This window comes from Rhizorhapis sp. (genome assembly GCF_035276005.1).
In the GTDB taxonomy this organism is placed as follows: Bacteria; Pseudomonadota; Alphaproteobacteria; order Sphingomonadales; family Sphingomonadaceae; genus Rhizorhapis.
In genome coordinates this window covers 1-19,103 of sequence record NZ_DATEMB010000010.1, presented here as the reverse complement: position 1 = coordinate 19,103, position 19,103 = coordinate 1, and the positions used below count along the sequence as shown (strand labels likewise).

16 protein-coding genes are annotated in these 19,103 nt (G+C 60.7%); 10 read left to right on the top strand and 6 right to left on the bottom strand.

The genetic code is table 11. From position 1 onward, the window contains the following. Window positions 1–31: 31 nt before the first annotated feature. The 3 genes from VJS46_RS03355 to VJS46_RS03345 all read left to right on the top strand — a co-directional run bounded on the left by VJS46_RS03355 (window position 32) and on the right by VJS46_RS03345 (window position 3,499). Entirely contained in the window at window positions 32–880 is an 849-nt protein-coding gene (locus VJS46_RS03355; protein ID WP_324057933.1) for a pseudouridine synthase, read from the top strand. A gap of 328 nt (window positions 881–1,208) precedes the next feature. After that, window positions 1,209–2,672, top strand: coding sequence for an amidophosphoribosyltransferase (gene purF / locus VJS46_RS03350; protein ID WP_324057932.1), 1,464 nt, complete (start codon window positions 1,209–1,211; stop codon window positions 2,670–2,672). A gap of 113 nt (window positions 2,673–2,785) precedes the next feature. Beyond that, a complete protein-coding gene (locus VJS46_RS03345; RefSeq protein WP_324057931.1) occupies window positions 2,786–3,499 on the top strand; it encodes an SDR family NAD(P)-dependent oxidoreductase in 714 nt (237 codons plus the stop codon). A gap of 39 nt (window positions 3,500–3,538) precedes the next feature. Here the strand turns inward: VJS46_RS03345 and VJS46_RS03340 are convergent, their stop codons facing one another. After that, entirely contained in the window at window positions 3,539–4,018 is a 480-nt protein-coding gene (locus VJS46_RS03340; protein ID WP_324057930.1) for an RNA pyrophosphohydrolase, read from the bottom strand. A gap of 452 nt (window positions 4,019–4,470) precedes the next feature. Between VJS46_RS03340 and VJS46_RS03335 the strand changes: the two genes are divergently transcribed. The 5 genes from VJS46_RS03335 (at window position 4,471) to VJS46_RS03315 (ending at window position 11,245) form a co-directional block, all read left to right on the top strand. Beyond that, the gene (locus VJS46_RS03335; RefSeq protein ID WP_324057929.1) at window positions 4,471–6,345 is read left to right on the top strand and encodes a 2-oxoacid:acceptor oxidoreductase subunit alpha; all 1,875 of its coding nucleotides are present in this window, start codon (window positions 4,471–4,473) and stop codon (window positions 6,343–6,345) included. An 85-nt stretch (window positions 6,346–6,430) separates the two neighbouring features. Continuing rightward, on the top strand, window positions 6,431–7,456 hold the full coding sequence (locus tag VJS46_RS03330; protein WP_324057928.1) for a 2-oxoacid:ferredoxin oxidoreductase subunit beta: 1,026 nt from the start codon (window positions 6,431–6,433) through the stop codon (window positions 7,454–7,456). Window positions 7,457–7,691: 235 nt separating this feature from the next. Continuing rightward, window positions 7,692–8,963: a cyclopropane-fatty-acyl-phospholipid synthase family protein gene (locus VJS46_RS03325; RefSeq protein ID WP_324057927.1), complete on the top strand. Its 1,272-nt coding sequence runs from the start codon at window positions 7,692–7,694 to the stop codon at window positions 8,961–8,963. Between the two features lie 57 nt (window positions 8,964–9,020). Continuing rightward, window positions 9,021–10,229, top strand: a complete 1,209-nt coding sequence (locus VJS46_RS03320; protein ID WP_324057926.1) for a hydrolase — start codon at window positions 9,021–9,023, stop codon at window positions 10,227–10,229. Further along, entirely contained in the window at window positions 10,226–11,245 is a 1,020-nt protein-coding gene (locus tag VJS46_RS03315; protein ID WP_324057925.1) for an arginine N-succinyltransferase, read from the top strand. The genes VJS46_RS03320 and VJS46_RS03315 overlap by 4 nt, the downstream gene beginning before the upstream one ends. A 3-nt stretch (window positions 11,246–11,248) precedes the next feature. On the opposite strand, the gene VJS46_RS03310 is transcribed toward VJS46_RS03315, so the two are convergent. Genes VJS46_RS03310 through radA form a run of 5 tightly spaced genes read right to left on the bottom strand, consistent with a single transcriptional unit; the run spans window position 11,249 to window position 15,713 of the window. After that, window positions 11,249–11,575 carry a DUF423 domain-containing protein gene (locus VJS46_RS03310; RefSeq protein ID WP_324057924.1) on the bottom strand — a complete coding sequence of 109 codons (327 nt, stop codon included), beginning with the start codon at window positions 11,573–11,575 and terminating at the stop codon, window positions 11,249–11,251. Further along, window positions 11,572–13,380, bottom strand: coding sequence for a cation:proton antiporter (locus VJS46_RS03305; RefSeq protein ID WP_324057923.1), 1,809 nt, complete (start codon window positions 13,378–13,380; stop codon window positions 11,572–11,574). Before VJS46_RS03305 ends, VJS46_RS03310 begins: the two co-directional genes overlap by 4 nt. Next, the gene (locus VJS46_RS03300; protein WP_324057922.1) at window positions 13,377–13,814 is read right to left on the bottom strand and encodes an iron-sulfur cluster assembly scaffold protein; all 438 of its coding nucleotides are present in this window, start codon (window positions 13,812–13,814) and stop codon (window positions 13,377–13,379) included. The genes VJS46_RS03305 and VJS46_RS03300 overlap by 4 nt, the downstream gene beginning before the upstream one ends. 14 nt (window positions 13,815–13,828) lie before the next feature. Beyond that, window positions 13,829–14,335 carry a CvpA family protein gene (locus tag VJS46_RS03295; RefSeq protein WP_324057921.1) on the bottom strand — a complete coding sequence of 169 codons (507 nt, stop codon included), beginning with the start codon at window positions 14,333–14,335 and terminating at the stop codon, window positions 13,829–13,831. 10 nt (window positions 14,336–14,345) lie between these two features. Continuing rightward, window positions 14,346–15,713 carry a DNA repair protein RadA gene (gene radA / locus VJS46_RS03290; protein ID WP_324057920.1) on the bottom strand — a complete coding sequence of 456 codons (1,368 nt, stop codon included), beginning with the start codon at window positions 15,711–15,713 and terminating at the stop codon, window positions 14,346–14,348. A gap of 127 nt (window positions 15,714–15,840) precedes the next feature. Here radA and VJS46_RS03285 point away from each other — a divergent pair, with 127 nt between their 5' ends. Continuing rightward, window positions 15,841–16,536, top strand: a complete 696-nt coding sequence (locus VJS46_RS03285; RefSeq protein ID WP_324057919.1) for an endonuclease/exonuclease/phosphatase family protein — start codon at window positions 15,841–15,843, stop codon at window positions 16,534–16,536. 49 nt (window positions 16,537–16,585) lie between these two features. Next, window positions 16,586–18,928, top strand: coding sequence for a patatin-like protein (locus VJS46_RS03280; RefSeq protein ID WP_324057918.1), 2,343 nt, complete (start codon window positions 16,586–16,588; stop codon window positions 18,926–18,928). Window positions 18,929–19,103 lie beyond the last annotated feature (175 nt).

Here is a 19,103-nt window from a genome sequence, read left to right as displayed (position 1 = left end):
CGCGTTTGGCGCGAAAAAGGAATATTTTCTCTTGTCTCAGAAGAAGGCCCCTCCAGCCCGCAAGCCCGCTTCTCCTGTTCGCGCCAAGCGGCGACCAGGTCAGCAGTCAAGGCCCGGCGGCGCGGCCAAGTCCCCTCGTCCCGAGGCCACGCATTCGGACAAGGGAGAACATCGTGTCGCAAAATTGCTGGCAAGGGCTGGCGTAGCGTCGCGCCGCGAAGTGGAACGGATGATCGCTGAAGGCCGGATTGCGCGGGACGGGGAAGTGATCGGCACGCCTGCGACATTGCTCAAATCGCTCCACGGCGTCACGGTGGATGGCAATCCGGTAAATGAACCCGCGCCCGCCCGCCTTTTTCGCTATCACAAGCCTGCGGGCCTTCTGACAACGGAGCGCGATCCTCGTGGGCGTCCGACAATTTACGACAAACTCCCGGCCGACCTGCCAAGGGTGATGCCTGTCGGCCGCCTCGACCTCAACACCGAAGGTTTGCTGCTGCTCACCACCGATGGGGGATTGAAGCGTCAGATGGAGCTGCCCTCAACCGGTGTGGAGCGCACCTATCGCGCCCGCGCCTATGGCGAAGTCAGCCAGGCGCAGCTTGAGGACCTGATCGAGGGCATAGAGATTGAAGGTATCCGCTATGGCCGGATCGATGCCAATCTGGAGCGGCGCACCGGACGCAATCAGTGGATCGAGCTTACCCTGACCGAAGGCAAGAACAGGGAAGTGCGGCGCGTGCTGGAACATCTGGGCCTGAAGGTCAGCCGCCTCATCCGTACCCGATACGGCCCTTTTATCCTGGAGGACCTTCCTGCCGGAGGTGTTGAGGAGGTGCGGCAGCACGATCTGGTGGTGTTCAGAAAAGGGCTGAAATAAACTCGGCCCAGCGGCAGACAGGTACGAAAGTAAGACCTTCCAACTGACCTTATTTCCGTCGTCCCTGCGCAGGCAGGGACCCCGCTTCTCTTTGAGATGGTTGAAGAACCAGCGGGCTCCTGTTTCGCAGGAGCGACGGCTCAGTTTTTCCTCCATGTCAGCAACAGAGGCTCGATCGGCACCACGCCCTTTCGCGAAAACCTGATCTTCCCGCCCGGCAAGCAGCTTTTTTGTGACAAAAGGGCGACAAACGGCTTGCTTCTCTCTATATGCGCGGGCAGGAGGCGGCGAGAGGCCGCTCAGGCTGCGGCGACCGGGTTTTCGACAGATGCTTACGACCAATCCTTTCGACGACGATAAACTGCGCGAGGAATGCGGAGTTTTCGGGATAAGCGGCGCTGAGACCGCCTCTGCCATAGTGGCGCTGGGGCTGCATGCCTTGCAGCATCGTGGCCAGGAAGCCGCGGGAATCACCAGTTGGGACGGCACGGAATTCCACACCCATCGTGCGATGGGCCATGTTGCCGGAAATTTCGACCGCGATGACGTGATCCGCAGCCTTCCCGGTGGCGTGGCCTGCGGTCATGTCCGCTATTCGACCACCGGGGAAACCGCGCTCCGCAATGTGCAGCCGCTTTATGCCGAACTTTCTTCGGGCGGCTTTGCAGTGGCGCATAATGGCAATATCTCCAATGCCATGAAGCTCCGGCGAGAGCTTATCCGCCGCGGTTCCATCTTTCAGTCGACCTCCGACACCGAAGTCATCATCCACCTGGTCGCGACGTCCACCTACCGCACCCTTCTCGACAAGTTCATCGACGCGCTGAAACAGGTCGAAGGCGCCTATTCCCTGATCGTCATGACGCCCGAAGGCATGATCGCCTGCCGCGATCCGCTTGGCATCCGTCCCCTGGTCATGGGGAAGCTGGGCGACGCCACGATCTTCGCATCGGAAACGGTTGCCTTCGATGTGGTGGGCGCGGAACATGTGCGCAGCATTGAACCGGGTGAACTGGTGATCGTGCCGAACAATGGGGAAGTGCGTTCCATCCGCCCCTTCGGAGATCATCACGCCCGCCCCTGCATTTTCGAACATGTCTATTTCTCGCGGCCGGATTCGATCGTGGATGGCTCCTCGGTCTATTCGGTGCGCAAGGCCATCGGCGCGCAGCTTGCCGTCGAGAACCCGGTCGAGGCGGATTTCGTCATTCCTGTACCGGACAGCGGCGTTCCCGCCGCCATCGGCTACGCCCAGCAATCGGGCATTCCCTTTGAGCTTGGCATTATCCGCTCCCATTATGTCGGCCGCACCTTCATTCAGCCGGGCGACAAGGTCAGGCATCTTGGCGTCAAGCTGAAGCATAACGCCAATCGCGCGCTGATCGACGGCAAGCGCATCGTGCTGATCGATGACTCCATCGTGCGCGGCACGACCTCGCTTAAGATCGTCCAGATGATGCGCGAAGCGGGTGCGAGCGAGGTCCATATGCGCATCGCCAGTCCGCCGACCAGGCATAGCTGCTTCTATGGCGTCGACACCCCCGAACGCGCCAAGCTTCTGGCCCATAAGCTGGACGTCAATGGCATGCGTGATTTCATCCATGCGGACAGCCTCGCCTTCCTTTCCATTGACGGCCTTTACAAAGCGCTTGGAGAAGTGAAGCGCGCTGACATCCGTCCCCAATATTGCGACGCCTGTTTCACCGGGGACTACCCCACCACCCTAACCGATCAGGATGAGGCGCAGGTGACGGACCAGTTCTCGCTGCTGCAGGAACGCGTGGTTTCCTGATCTTTCCACATTGTCCGGCTCGTCCGGGTTGCGTCTGTCGAAGACCTTCCTTTCACTGATGGGGGAAGCCTTCCACAGGCTCAGGGCGAACGGGAAAAAGCACAAAGGCTCACATGACCGACCACCCCCTCACCGGCAAATTGGCTCTCGTCACTGGCGCAAGCCGCGGCATTGGCGCTGCAACGGCGGTGGCGCTGGGAGAGAGGGGCGCGCATGTGATCATCACCGCCCGCACGTCGGGCGGACTGGAGGAAGTGGAAGAGCGTATCCATAAGGGCGGCGGCAGCGCCACCATTGCTCCGCTGGACCTGACCGACGGCGAAAGCATCGGCCGCCTTGCCAATGCCGTGGCCGAACGCTGGGGAACATTGGACATATTGGTCCTCAATGCAGCGATGCTCGGCACCTTGGCTCCCGTCAGCGCCATAGACGCCAAGGAATTCGCGCGGCTCATCACGCTCAACCTGACCGCGCAACAGGCGCTGATTGCGGCCTTTGACCCGATGCTCCGCAAAAGTTCGGATGGCCGGCTTGTGGCGATCACCTCGGGAGTGGCTCAAAATCCGCGCGCCTATTGGGGTGCCTATGCCGCTTCGAAAGCTGCTTTAGAAACATTGGTCACGGCCTATGGCGAGGAAGTGAAGAATATCAGCGCTGTCCGCACCGCCATACTCGACCCCGGTCCCACCCGAACGGCCATGCGCGCCAAGGCCTATCCCGGAGAAGACCCCGCCACGCTGAAAAGCCCGGAGGCCGTTGCGGAGATTCTCGCAGGGCTGGTAACCGATGACATTCCCACCGGCTTTCGGACGCGGCTGGAGCGCTGAATTCCAGGCCCGTGCCAAATTCGCTTGGCGCCCGGCCCCTTAGATGATGTCGCGAAACTCACGCAGGACATCCCGGTAGAGCTTTCGCTTGAAAGGCACGATCAGATCGGGAAGCGTGTCCGGGTCCGCCCATTTCCAGGCGCGAAATTCCTGATGGTCGGTCTTGATGTTCACATCCTCATCGGTGCCGGTAAAGCGAACCAGGAACCAGATCTGCCTCTGCCCCCGGTAGCGGCCCTTCCATATCTTGCCGACCAGTTCGTCGGGCAGGTCATAGAAAAGCTCTTCCTTGGCCTGAGCCAGAAATTGCAGATGCTCTTCCGCTATGCCCGTCTCTTCACCTATTTCGCGAATGGCAGCGGTTCGAGGATCTTCGCCTTCATCAATGCCCCCCTGGGGCATTTGCCACGCTTCGACTCTGGTATCGAGCCGTTGTCCGACAAACACCTTGCCTTCATAGTTGACCAGCATCACGCCCGCACAAGGGCGGTAGGGAAGCGTCTCCAGATTAGCGTCCATATATTCCTTCGCTCATGGAGCCCCATTTATCTTTGAACCGGGCGAGTCCCGCCCAGATATCGCCAGCGGAGGAAGGTATCGCCTTGGCAAGGTTAATTAAACCGTGAATGTTACCCCCTCCCTCCCAAGAGGCCAGCGGCACAGCTTGTTCGATGCACGACTTGGCAAGGCGCCGCCCCTCGTCGCAGTGAATCGCAGCCAGTCCCTGTCAGGCCCGCGGCAGAGTTTCCATGCAGCGAATCTGCTGCAACAAAAAACGCATTCCGCGTCCATCTCCTGATTGCTCCCAGGCTTGGAAATCCATATCTGATTAAGGTGTATGGCTCGGGGCCGCCCCGTCTCGCCTGCAAAAGGAAGATTGCGTTATCCGCACATTTTCTTTTTTGAAACAGGGTTTGGAGACGCGTAGGAGGCTCGTGCGCGACGACGCGATTTGTGACAGGATGAAGAATATGGCGACAGCCGCCCATGATTTTACGACCGAAGCAGCCTCCGCTGCACCAGCGCCTGAGGCGGTGGTCGTTCGCTTTGCAGGCGACAGTGGCGACGGCATGCAGTTGACGGGGGGACAGTTCACCCTTTCCACGGCGCTGGCCGGGAATGACCTTGCGACCTTTCCGGACTTTCCCGCCGAAATCCGTGCCCCGCAAGGAACGCTGTTCGGTGTGTCGGCCTTTCAGATCAATTTCGGCTCGACTGAAATCAACACGGCGGGCGATGAACCCGACGTCCTGATCGCGATGAACCCGGCGGCGCTCAAGACCAACGTCAACGCATTGAAAGCCGGCGGTCTCATCATCGCTGACGAGGGCGAATTCAACGAGCGCAATCTTGCGAAGGCGAAATATGACAGCAATCCTTTGCAGGACGGCAGTCTTGCCAAATGGCAACTGCTCGCCTTCAACATTTCCCAGCATACGCTGGACAGCGTCAAGGAATTCGGCCTTGGCAACAAGGAAGCACTGCGCTGCAAGAATATGTGGACGCTGGGCCTGGCGCTCTGGATGTTCGACCGCGACCGGCAGCCGATCATTGACTGGCTAAAGGCAAAGTTCGCAAAGAATCCGGTTTTGGCCGATGCCAATATCGCTGCGCTGAACGCTGGCCATGCCTATGGCGAGACGGCCGAGATCGGCGGTCCCATGAAGCAATATCATGTGGGCGCCGCACAGCAGGAGGAAGGACTCTACCGCACCGTCACAGGTGCTGAATCCGTCTCACTCGGCCTGGTGGCCGGTGCTCAACTTGCCGGACTGCCCATGTTCTTTGGTGGCTATCCGATCACGCCCGCCTCTGCGATCCTGCATCATCTTTCGCGCCTGAAGGAGTTCGGCGTCACCACTTTCCAGGCGGAGGACGAGATCGCCGCCGTCGCTTCGGCGATCGGCGCCAGCTATGCGGGGCAGCTCGGCATCACCTCTTCGTCGGGTCCGGGCATCGCCCTGAAGGGCGAGGCGATTGGCCTTGCGATCATGACAGAACTACCGCTGGTCATCGTGAACTCGCAGCGCGGCGGTCCGTCCACCGGCCTTCCCACCAAGACGGAGCAGTCGGACCTTTATCAGGCGGTCTATGGCCGTAACGGCGATGCGCCAATGCCCGTCATCGCGGCCCGCTCCCCTGCGGACGCCTTTGACTGCGCCATCGAAGCGTGCCGCATAGCGACGCAATATATGACCCCTGTCATGCTACTGACTGACGGCTATATTGCCAATGCGGCAGAGCCTTGGAAAGTGCCGGACATGGGCGCCTATGAGCCCTTCAAGGTCGAGTTCCTTGAGGAGCCGCAGGAGGGTGGCCTCAAGCCCTATGGGCGCGACCAGAAGCTCGCCCGTCCCTGGATCAAGCCCGGCACGCCCGGCATGCTCCATCGCATCGGCGGCATCGAGAAGCAGGTCGGCTCAGGACATATCGACTATTCGCCCGCCAATCACCAAGCGATGACGGAAATCCGCCGCGACAAGGTGCTTGGCATTGCCAATGGCATTCCGGAACAGGATGTCTGCCTTGGCAATCCCGGCGGCAAGCTGGCTGTCGTGGGCTGGGGTTCGACTTTTGGCCCCATTCACCAGGCCGTCCGCCGCGCACGGAACAAGGGCCATGACGTCAGCCACATCCATATCCGTCACATCTGGCCGCTCCCCCGCAATCTGGGCGAGCTGCTGAAAGGCTATGACCGGATCCTGGTGCCCGAGATGAACACGGGCCAATTGAAGACCGTGCTGCGCGACCAATATCTGGTCGACGCCAAGCCCTTGAACAAGATTTCCGGCCAGCCCTTCCGCATTGCGGAAATCGAGGCTGCCATCGAGGAAGAGTTGAAGTGAAAAATCCCCGGCCGTTCGTGTTCGAAGTCGAAACACGTTCGCGCTACCGTCCCTCGACTTCGCTCGGGACGAACGGAGACCAAGAATGAACGAGATGACCAAACTCAGCATCAAGGATTTCGAGACCGACCAGGAAGTGCGCTGGTGCCCCGGCTGCGGCGACTATGCGATCTTGAAGGCCGTTCAGCGGACCATGCCGGAATTGGGAGTGCGACCTGAAAATGTCGTATTCGTCAGCGGCATCGGCTGCTCGTCACGCTTTCCCTATTACATGGAAACATACGGCTTCCACACCATCCATGGCCGCGCGCCTGCGGTGGCGACGGGGGTAAAGCTCGCCAATCCCGAACTCGATGTCTGGATCATCACTGGCGATGGCGACGCGCTGTCGATCGGCGGCAACCACACCATGCATGTGCTTCGCCGCAATCTCGACTGCCAGATCCTGCTCTTCAACAACGAGATCTATGGCCTCACCAAAGGCCAGTACAGCCCGACGAGCCGCGTGGGCACGCAGAGCCCGTCCACTCCCTTCGGCTCGGTCGATCGTCCTGCCCGGCCCTGCGCCTTTGCTCTGGGTTCAGGCGCGCGTTTCGTTGCGCGGGCTTATGACGTGTCGAAGCAGCTCCCCGACGTGCTGAAGGCCGCTCACGCCCATAAGGGCGCCAGCTTTGTCGAGGTTTTCCAGAACTGCATCGTCTATAACAAGGATGTGTTCGCGGATTTCACCGAAAAGAAGAATGCGGACGTGGGCCAGCTCTGGCTGGAGGATGGCAAACCCATGCTCTATGACAAGGGCACCAAGGGACTGCGGCTCAATCTGGATCACCTCCATCTTGAAGTCGTTGACGTGGTCGACGGCGATTGGGAAGCGGCCGGCGTGCTCGTCCATGACGTGCGCAACCGGGCAGTCGCGCATATGCTTGTGGAAATGCCCTTTGGTGCATTCCCCATGGCATTGGGTGTGCTCTACAATGACCCGGCGCCCACCTTTGACAGCGCGGTGGTCGAACAGAACAAGGCCACTGCACAGGGCAAGGTTGCGGACCTCCAGAAGCTGGTCTCCAAGGGACAGACCTGGACCGTAGGCAAACAGCCGGAACCCGCCTGATCCTTGCCTTTTGGACCTTAGCCCCATCAGAACCGTTCGTGCTGGACCTGTCGAAGGCCTTGACTTTTCTTCAAGAAAAGATGGACCTCGACAAGCTCAGTCCGAACGGAAGATGAGTGGTTTCGCTTAGCGCAGCAGCGCTAGCCGTTTTGCCCCAATCCGTTCATCATTGTCTCGGCGGAGTCCGGGCACGCGCATGATTGCGCAAGCCGGGCCGCTCGGGCACATATGCCACATGAACGCCATTCAACCACGAACTGACCGCTCTCCGGCCCGGCCTGGCGATGCTCTCGGCCGTAAAGCAGCCATGGCCCGGCTGGTGGCGCCGCTGTTCCACAGGATATTGGACCGGATCGATGCGGGCCTCGAAAAAGGGGCGCTTGAGGCGTGGCTGCCTGATGGCACCACCCGCATTCTGGGCGGGCGCGGTCAGGGTCCTGTTTGTGAAGTTCGAGTTCATCGCTGGCGCTCGCTGATCCGCCTGGTCACTGCGGGATCGTCAGGATGGTATCGGGCCTGGGCGGCTCATGAGTGGGAAAGCCCTGATCCGGTTCCCCTGTTCGACCTGTTCATGCGCAACGCCGACACATTGGGCGACGTGGCCCGGTCGAGCGGGCTGTCTCGCTGGGTGGCGAAGGTGCTGCATTCCCTGCGGCGCAATGACCGGCGGGGCGCCCGACGGAACATCGAATTCCACTATGACCTCGGCAACGATTTTTATGGCGCATGGCTTGATGAAAGCATGAGCTATTCCAGTGCCTTGTTCAATGATGCTGACCGTTTTCACGAGTCACTCGAACTGGCCCAGCAACGCAAATATGAGGCGATACTGTCCCGCCTTGATCTCCGAAATGGCTCCTCCTTGCTTGAGATCGGCTGCGGCTGGGGCGGCCTTGCGCTCGCGGCGCTCGATCATGCTGGCATAAGCTATGATGGCCTTACGCTTTCGCCCAGCCAAAAGGCTTTGACGCAAGAGCGGCTGAGCCACGCCGCCCTTTCAGGCCAAGCGCGCATTTTGCTTACCGACTATCGCGATGCCGAGGGCCAATATGACGCCATCGCCAGCGTTGAAATGGTGGAAGCGGTGGGCCAGCGCTATTGGCCCGATTATCTTGCTGCCATTCATCGTCTGCTGAAGCCGGGCGGACGGGCAGCCATCCAATATATCTGTATCGAGGAAACGCTGTTCGAGCGCTATGCGGCGAGCGCCGATTTCATCCAGAGCTATATCTTTCCGGGGGGCATGCTGCTCTCCGAGAGCCGGTTTCGTGCCCTGGCCGAGGCTCAGGGGCTGGAATGGCACAATCCCCGCCATTTTGGGCTGCATTATGCCGAAACGCTCCGCCGCTGGCGGGAGAATTTCGATGCCGCGCTTGAAGCAGGCAGGCTCCCGGCTCATTTCGATCAGCGCTTCGTCAATCTCTGGCGCTATTATCTGATGTATTGCGAAGGCGGCTTTCGCGGCGGCGGCGTCGACGTGGCGCAGGTCACTCTCATAAAGCGCTGAACCGCCGGAGTCCGAACGGACTGGAGCGCAGGCCGGTTTTGAGTTATATCATTACACATGAGCGCAATTTCCGAAGCTGAAGCTGCGATCCTCGACCTTGCGGCCAATGCCCCCATGCTTGATCAGGTGCAGAGCTGGGCATCGATCAACAGCGGTTCGCACAATCTCACTGGCCTCGCCCAAATGGCTGAGCTTCTGCGTGATGCATTTGCAGTGCTTCCCGGCAATGTCAGCCTGGTACCGCCCGAGCCTGTCGAGGCCATTCAGCCCGATGGCAAGGCCGCAACCGTTAGCCTGGGCCACCACATCCTTCTGACAGTGCGTCCCAACGTGCCGGTGCGCTTGTTGCTCACAGGCCATATGGACACAGTCTATGGCGCTGATGACCCGTTCCAGCAGCTCTGCTGGGCGGACGAGGGCATATTGAACGGGCCCGGCGTGGCCGACATGAAGGGCGGAATCGCGATCATGCTGGCGGGCCTATGTGCCTTCGAACAGAGCCCTGCCGCCGCTCGGATCGGCTATGACGTCATCATCAACAGCGACGAGGAAATCGGCTCGCCCTCGTCCGCCAGACTGATTGCGAGCATGGCGCAGGGAAAGCTCGCGGCGTTCACCTATGAACCGGCTCTGCCCAATGGCACTTTGGCGGGCGCCCGTTCGGGCAGCGCCAATTTCTCAGTGGTTGTGGCAGGAAAGAGCGCCCATGCCGGCCGAAATCCTCATGAGGGCCGGAACGCCGTGGTCGCCGCCGCCGACCTGGCGGTGCGCCTGAAACGCGGCAGCGGAAGGGCGTTCACCTGCAATCCAGCGCGGATCGAAGGCGGCGGTCCCAATAATGTAGTGCCTGATCATGCCATTTTGCGGGTCAATTTCCGCGCCCGAACTCCCGATGACGAACAGGCCGCACATTCACTGCTGGAAGAAACCGTCACGGCCGTGGGGCGGGAACATGGCGTGTGCATGAATATTCATCGTGACTCGGCTCGTCCTCCTAAGCCCTGGGACGAAAAGACCAAGAGCCTGTTCGAGCTAGTAAGGCAATGTGGGGCGGACCTTGGCCTCGCTTTGGATTGCCGCGATACAGGCGGCGTTTGCGACGGCAACAATATTGCGGCCTGCGGAGTGCCAGTCATCGACACGATGGGCGCGCGCGGCGGCTCCATTCACAGCCCCGGTGAATATCTGATCGTCGACAGCCTGGCCGAGCGGGCGCGATTGTCCGCGCTGGCACTGATGCGGATGGCTGAACGAGGCCGCCTATGACCTTCCTGGTGCGCCCCGCCCATATGAGCGATCTGCAGACCTTGTATGAAATGGCCAAGCTGACCGGAGGCGGGTTTACCAATCTGCCGGCCGACCGGGAGGCGCTGCGGAAGAAACTGGAACGGACCGAGCAGGCGCTGTCGCGCGAGGAGGACAAGGTCGAGGACGAACTGATCGTCCTTGTCCTCGAAAATTCCGAAACCGGCCTGGTCCGCGGCACCTGTCAGCTTTTTACGAAGGTCGGTCAGAACTGGCCCTTCTATAGCTACCGGATTGGCGTCCTCTCTCAGAATAGCCGGGAGCTTGGTCGGAATTTTCGAGCCGAAATCCTTAGCTTGACGACCGATCTTGAAGGTTCAAGCGAGGTGGGCGGCCTGTTCCTGCACCCCCGTGAGCGGGCGGAAGGGCTGGGTCTGCTTCTGGCCCGAAGCCGCTACCTTTTCATTCGCCAGCATCGTGCGCGTTTCAGCGACCGCATATTGGCGGAATTGCGGGGCGTGATTGACGAAGCGGGCGGCTCCCCCTTTTGGGATGGGCTTGCGGGCCGGTTCTTCGGCATGAGTTTCCAAGAAGCAGATGATTTCAACGCCATTCACGGAAACCAGTTCATTGCCGATCTGATGCCGAAACACCCGATCTACACGGCCATGCTGCCGGAAACTGCAAGGACGGTCATTGGCATGCCGCACCCCTCTGGCCGGGCGGCCATGCGGATGCTGGAGACAGAAGGGTTCCATCATGATGGCTATGTCGACATTTTTGATGGCGGGCCAACAATGACGGCACCGACCGACAAGCTCCGCACAATAGTCGAGGCGCAAGACGCAATTCTGGCCGGCATCCATTCGGAAAAGGGCGAAAAGATGCTGGTGGCAACAGGCCGGCTCGGGGATTTCCGTTGCTGCTATGGCTATGCTCTTATGGAAGAGCACGGAGCCGGGCAGCTTGATGCTGAATGCGCCACATTGCTGAAGCTCCATACGGGCGACCCATTCACCATGGTCCGCCGCTGGTAGCCGCTACTGACGGAACAGGATCCAGGCAGACCAAAGCCAGCCAAGGATCAGCAGCGTTCCGCCAATCGGCGTCACAGCACCCAGCCAACGCGGCGCCCCCACCGCCATGGCATAGAGCGTTAACGCAAAGATTGCGCCACCCAATAGCAGCAGCACGGCAGGTCCGCGCGCCACACCCGCGATAGCAAGCGCCGCCACCGCATGGACAAGCTGATAAATGCCGCCTGTTTTCAGCCATTCGGCTGCTTGCGGGCTGGCAGCGCCATGAGCACCAAAAGCGCCTGCCGCGACGGCGATTGCAGCGGAAAGGGCGGCAATGGCGGCGATCATCCGAATTTCCCTTCAAACTGGCCGTCTGCATCGCGCATGCTGTGACCGGGGCGGTATATCAAGTCCTTGGCGGCATGAAGCGAGCCTTCGGCGTCCTGGGCGGCAAGGCGTTGCTGGTCATTTTCGCGATACCGCCGCTCGACCTCCGCAATCTCCGCCTCCGGTACGCCAAGCGCTTTCATTGCCTCAAGCCCCATCAAAATAGCGGACTCGAACACCTCGCGAACGGAACCTGCAATGTCGAGATTTTTCAGCGTCAGCAGATGTTGCCTGTCATAAGCGCGGGCGAATATTGCGGCCTGGGGGAATGCCTCCAATATCGGCTCCAATATCTTCGGGCCAAGGCTGTCGCCATCGATGCAGAAGATTATGATCTGCGCCCTTTCTGCTCCCGCTCGCCGGAGCAGATCCACTCGCGTGCCGTCGCCATAATAGACCTTCATGTGAAACTTGCTGCTGATTTCGATCTGCGCAGGCTTCTTGTCGATCAAGGTGACGTCGCAGCCATGGCCCATCAGCATCTGGGCGACCGTCTGGCCAAAGCGGCCATAGCCAACCACAAGGGCTGCTCCCTGCGGAGCCTCATCGGGGCCTTCTGGTTCATCTTCTTTCGACGGACGCGCAAATTCGAGCTTGCGGGCCAGCAGCAGGAGGAAAGGCGTGGTTGCCATGGATATGGTCACAATGGCGCTGAACATGCTTGCGGCGCTTGGCGCGACCAGCAGTGCGTCCTGCGCCTGGGCGAAGAGGACAAAACCGAACTCGCCGCCTTGGCTGAGCAGCAGCCCAAGCGCGAAGGCCTGTTTCTTTTCCATGCCGAAAAGGCGCCCGACGCCCGAAATGATGACCGTTTTCACAATCACGAGCAGCGCAGCCATGCCAAAAACGAACAGCGGGCTTGCGAGTACCGCCTGCACGTCCAGCACCATTCCCACCGCGAGGAAGAAAAGCCCAAGCAGGATCGACCGGAAAGGCTCTACATCAGCCTCAATCTCATGCCGATAAGGGGAGTCCGCCAGCATCACGCCAGCGATGAAGGCACCCAATGCCGTCGAAAGATGCAGATAATGCATCAGCGCCGCGCTCGCGAGCACGGTGAACAGCCCGACAACAACAAAAAGTTCACGTTCGCCCAAACGGCCGGTCAGCCTTAACAAGGGGTTGAGGATGAACCGTCCGGCCAGCACCAGACCAACAATGGCTGCCACCGTATAGAGAGCGAGCTGCCATCCTGGAGGGCCCAGAGCATCGGCCGGATTCCGCGATAGCGCGGCGACAATGGTGATAAGCGGGACGATTGACAGATCCTGCAGCAGCAGGATGGAGAAAGCCTTTTCGCCAAAGGGCGAATTGATGCGGCCGCTATTCTTGAGACTGGGGAGAACCTGTGCCGTAGATGAGAGACCCAGCGGCAGGCCGAGCGCAATGGCCGCGCCCCAAGTGAATTCCGTGGTCAGATAGATGATCCCGGCCAAAGCTGCTCCGCACAGGACGACCTGCATCAAGCCAAGACCGAAAATGTCGCGCTTCAGCCGCCACAAGCGTTGGACATTGAGTTCCAGGCCGACAAGGAACAGCAGGAGCACGATGCCGATCTCGGCGATGGCGAGTTTCGATTCCGCCCCGCCTACCAGCCCCAGCCCTTGAGGGCCGACCAAGGCTCCAGCGATCAGGTAACCCAACACGGCGCCGAGGCCCAGGCGCCGGAACACCATGACGAACAGCAGCGCGACGCCAAGGAGAATGACTCCCTCGGTCAGCAGCACGTCAGTGGCGGTGACCACCTCCGGGCCGGCCGGACTCATGAATTCCTGCGCTCGACGGCAATGGCCGCCGCCTCGGCCACCGCTTCAAACCCGAGCCGTATGGATGCATGGCGGGCAGGATAAGCCCGGGCGGGAGCAATAATTTCAAAGCCTGGCCAGAAATCCGGCACGTCACCCTGCCCCGCAAGCCATGCAGCCAGCCGGTCCCTTGCAACCGCAAGCTCGCCCGCAGTCTTGCCAAGCGCATGGGACGCCATGAGCGAGGCTGATGCCTGTCCAAGGGCGCAGGCGCGGACCTCCAGCCCCAGATCGGCAAGCCGGTCCTCAGCATCGACGCACACATCCGCTATGACCCTGCTCCCGCACGTCGGCGAGCGCTTTTCGACGCTGGCCTGCGGATCGCTCAGCCGCCTGTGATGGGGGATTGAAGCGGCAAGGCGCAATATGCCGGAATTATAAAGAGGTGCGTTCATTCCGTCCTATCTGCCTAACTAGCCGGTGCTCCGCGCCGTTCGGCCACGAAGTCGCTCATTGCCTTGCCGCTGGCGTTGAGCAGGGGATAGCTGCGTGACGCCGTCATCCATTCCGGCCGCTCCGCATTTCCGCCATATATGGTGTCGTAAACCAGGCTTGCCAGCATGAAGATAAGCGTTGCTCCAATAAGTCCCTTGAGAACTCCAAATCCCAGGCCCAGGACCCGATCCACGGGACCCAGTACGGACTTGCGGGTTCTGGCGCCCAGTGAACGGGCGAGAAACTTGCCGGCAAGGAAGGTGACGCCGAAAACAAGGGCAAAGGCCAGCACCGCCGCACCAGCCTCAGTCCCAACAGGATCAGTCAGCCACTCCGTCGTTGGCGCATGCAGCAGCCGGATGGCGAAGATCGCCAGCACCCAGGCTATGAGCGAGAGGGTTTCCATCACGAAACCACGGATAAATCCGAATGTAGCGCCGCCGCCGATAAGGAGCAGAACGATGATGTCGAGAGCTGTCATGATCCGCTGGCTAATCGCGGCCGAGCATGTGGTCAACAAATTGCGCCAGCGTTCTGAAACCGCTGACCGTAACGCCCGCCGTCTTGTCCGCCACGGAGGCCGGCAGCAGTGCCCGCCCAAAGCCGAGCTTTGCCCCTTCCCTCAATCGAAGAGCGGCGTGGGCCACGGGCCGGATTTCGCCCGAAAGCGCCACCTCCCCGAACAACAGGGCGTCGGCAGGAACCGGCCGTTCGGACAGCGCCGAAATCAGCGCCGCCGCAACCGCCAGATCCGCGGCGGGATCGGATATGCGGTAGCCGCCCGCGATGTTGAGATACACCTCGCAGGCCGAAAAGCTGAGGCCGCATCGCGCCTCAAGAACGGCCAGGATCATGGCTAGCCGGCCGCTGTCCCAGCCCACCACTGCCCGGCGTGGCGTGGCGCCGCTTGCGAGACGCACGGTGAGCGCCTGTATCTCGACCAATACGGGCCGGGTGCCTTCCAGCGCTGGGAACACCGTCGCTCCGGTAACATTCTCATCTCGATGGGTGAGGAACAGGGCGGAAGGGTTGGCCACTTCCGATAACCCCTCCGCCTCCATGGCGAAGACCCCGATTTCATCCGTGCCGCCAAAGCGGTTCTTGATTGCCCTTAGGATACGGTATTGGTGGCTGCGCTCGCCCTCGAAGCTCAACACCGTGTCCACCATATGCTCGAGCACCCGCGGGCCCGCTATACTGCCGTCCTTGGTCACATGGCCCACAAGAACGAGCGCCGTTCCATTCTCCTTGGCGAAGCGAATCAATTCTTGCGCGGACGCCCGGACCTGACTGACGGTGCCCGGCGCACCTTCGATAAGGTCGCTGTGCACGGTCTGGATCGAATCAATAATCAGGAACGCCGGAGCCTTCCCCTGCCCCAGGGTGGTAAGAATATCCCGGACCGACGTGGCGGAGGCAAGCTGTACTGGCGCCCTGCCAAGCCCAAGCCGCTGCGCCCGAAGCCGCACCTGGTCCGCGGCCTCCTCGCCGCTGATATAGGCTACAGGAAGGCCTCTCGCTGCCATTCTGGCCGCCGCCTGGAGCAACAGAGTGGATTTCCCGATGCCGGGATCGCCGCCGATCAGCGTGGCTGAGCCCGCCACCAGACCGCCCCCCAGCGCCCTGTCAAATTCCCCAATCCCGGTGGATTCGCGCGCCGGCAAGGCGACATCGCTGTCGAGGCCCACAAAAGCCACCGCCCGTCCCCCCGACTGCAAGCTGTGCCGGGCGCTGAATACGGACTCCCCCGCCTCTTCCACCAAGCTGTTCCATTCGCCGCAATCATCGCACTGCCCCTGCCAGCGAAATGAGACGGAGCCGCAAAGCTGGCAGACATATTTCTTCTTCACCTTGGCCATGCTGCGGATGTATCAGAACATACAGGGAACGCTAGTGAAAATTGCTCAGCGCGGGAACCTTGCCGGTCTGACCGGCCGGCTTTCTGACAGCTTGCCTTCATCACCATAGGCAGGGCACAATCCCCTGATGATCAAGGTCGCCAGCTACAATATGCGCAAGGCCATCGGGACCGACCGGCGCCGTAACCCGGAGCGCATATTGGAGGTCCTGCGAGAGATAGACGCCGACGTCGTAGCTCTTCAGGAAGCAGACCGGCGCTTTGGACCTCGATCAGCAGCGATTCCGCTTCACCTGCTTGATCTTCACAGCGGCTACAAACCGGTACCGCTCGACGTGCACATCGAAAGCATGGGCTGGCATGGCAATGCCATATTGGTCCGCAAATCTGTGGAAATCCTGCGCCACGAAATATTGCACATCCCCTATCTGGAACCGCGCGGCGCCGTGATGGCGGAACTTGAATTAGGCGGCCATCGGCTGAGGACATTCGGGATGCATCTGGACCTTTCAGGGCTATGGCGGCGCAAGCAGGCCGCGGCCGTCATCTCCTACGCGCTTAATCCTCATGAAGCCATGCCCACGATTTTGATGGGTGATCTCAATGAGTGGAGCGCCAAGGGGGGATGCCTGCGCGACTTTGCCCACCATTTCCGTTTCGCCGATTGCGGCAAGAGCTTTCACACAAGGCGGCCGGTGGCCCGGCTTGACCGTATCATGCATTGCGGCGGGTGGATGGTGAACGCCAGCGGCGTGCATGACAGCCCCGCCGCACGAAAGGCGTCGGACCATCTGCCGATCTGGGCGGTGCTGGAGCCTGCCTAACCCCTCCTTCCGCTCGACAAGCGGCAGCCGCCCTGTCATTTTCTTTCACATGCGGGAGAAGGAACTGAGGCTGGCGCTGGTTTGCTATGGGGGCATCAGCCTTGCCATCTACATGCATGGGATCATCAAGGAGATATGGCGGTTGACGCGGGCCAGCCGCGATTTTCACGACGCGGTCGAATCTTCGGAAGGAAGCCAGGAGATTTATCTCCATATCCTTGAAGACATTGCCCACCATGCCGGCCTCAAGCTCCGTGTTCTGACCGACATCATTGCCGGGGCGAGCGCAGGTGGCATCAACGGCATCTTTCTTGCCCAAGCAGTGGAAACCGGTCAGTCGCTCGACCCTTTGACCGAAATGTGGCTGCAAAATGCCGACGTTGATCTGCTGCTCGATCCAGATGCCCGGCCGATCAGCAGAATGACGAAATTCTGGGCGGCGCCCCTAGTCTGGATGGCGGCGCGGCGGCCGAACGATACTGTCGAACGCACCGTGGCGGCAGAAGCGCGGGAGGAGGTGCGGCACAAATTATCGAACTTCATACGTGCGAGATGGTTTGCGCCGCCCTTTGGGGGGGAAGGGTTCGACCATCTGCTGCTCGATGCCCTGGGCGCCATGGCAGGGAGCGAAGCCGGACCGCCTCTGCTGCCGCCCGGGCATCCGCTCGACCTTTTTGTGACGGTGACGGACTTTGACGGGCATCCCGAAAGACTTCGTCTCAACAATCCGCCAGAAGTTGTTGAAACTGAACATAGACTTACCATAGGCTTCCATGTTCGGGGGGACGAGCGCCGTTTGGGCGACCCCGCCGATTTGGCCTTTGCCGCCCGCGCGACCGCCAGCTTTCCCGGCGCTTTCCCTCCATTCACCGTCCGGGAAATGGACCGGGTCCTGAAGCAGCGCGGGCAGGCCTGGACGAACCGCGAAACTTTCCTGAAGCGCATATTGCCACGTCACTCAGCCATAGGCGCGGCTGAAGAGGCTGTGCTGATTGACGGTTCGGTCCTCGCCAATGCGCCCTTCGCCCAGGCCATAGAGGCGCTGCGAAACCGGCCTGCAAGGCGCGAGATCGACCGGCGCTTTGTCTATATCGATCCAAAGCCCGGGGTCCGCAGCATAAGGTGGAACCGGCGCCGGGAGGGCGAAGAGGAAAATGGCGATCAGGCCCTGCCGGGCTTTTTCCGTACCATTTTCGGCGCGCTGTCAGACATACCGAGAGAGCAGCCGATCCGGGACAGCCTGGAGGCGATAGAGGGGCGTTCCAAGCGCATCCGGCGCATGCGCCGCATCACCGAGGCGCTGAGGCCGGAAATAGAGGAGAAGGTGGGCGCTCTCTTTGGCGGCACCTTTTTCCTTGACCGGCCGACCCCTGCCCGCCTTGCAGCGTGGCGGGCGAAGGCGCAGGAACAGGCAGCGCGGCAGGCAGGCTTTGCCTATCCCGCTTATGGACATTTGAAGCTGTCCGGAATTGTGGAAGACATGGCCGCCTTACTGTTTCGCCTGGGCGGCGACGGCAGCCCCTCGCAGCGCGAACTTTTCCGTTCCTGCATCTGGAAGGTGCTTCGTGAACAGGGGCTTGACCGGATCGGCGAAGGAATGTCCGCCGGCGCTTCGGAGGCCGTCATCCTGTTCTTCCGCAATCATGATCTGGGCTTCCGCATCCGCCGGCTCCGTTTCATGGCGCGGCGGCTGGCGGAAACGCTGGAGATTGAGAGCAGCGCGCCACAAGACGCTGTAACGGGCTTTCATGACGCCATCTATGGGGCGCTGGCCTTCTACCTCGAGCGAGAAACGGCAGACTTCTACGATGCGGCAATGATCGCCGCAGCCCGCGCAGTGCCCAACGAACCTCAGGCGGCAATCAATCTGTTGGCGCAGCGGAGAAATTTGAGGGAAATGGACAGCCGGGCCGAGTTGCTGGTGTCCGAGGCCTTGTGGGCGCTTCCAAAGGAGGAGCGGCGCGCGATGCTGCTCGCCTATCTGGGCTTTCCTTTTTACGACATAGCCACCCTCCCCTTGCTGCAGGGCGAGGGCCTGGACGAATATGATCCTGTCAAGGTCGATCGCATAGCCCCGGATGACGCCACCACCATCCGCCCCGGCGGTGCCGAAGCCACATTGAAAGGCATTGAATTCAATAGCTTTGGAGCATTTTTTAGCAGGGCATATCGGGAAAATGACTATCTTTGGGGCAGGCTACACGGAGCCGATCGCCTGATCGACATCATGCTATCCACCCTGCCCGCCGGAGTTTACCTGCCCCCCGGCGCCGCCGCCGCCTATAAACGGCGCGCCTTCCACGCGATACTCGATGAAGAGGAAGGACGCCTGTCTCTGGTGCAGGATCTGATTGCGGACCTGCGGAAGGAAATTGGCCAGGCGGAAAGTTAATCGGGGGGTCCCTTCCATGCGCCGTCCCTGCATAGGCCTAGGCGCTGTCTGCATTCATAGGATTCCCTTTTCCGAAGAGTTCTGATTCAAGGTTGTCGAAGGAGACGAGCTTTGAGCAGACGGGTACTGACGGACGAGCAATGGGGCCGGATCGAGGGCCATCTTCCCGGTCGAG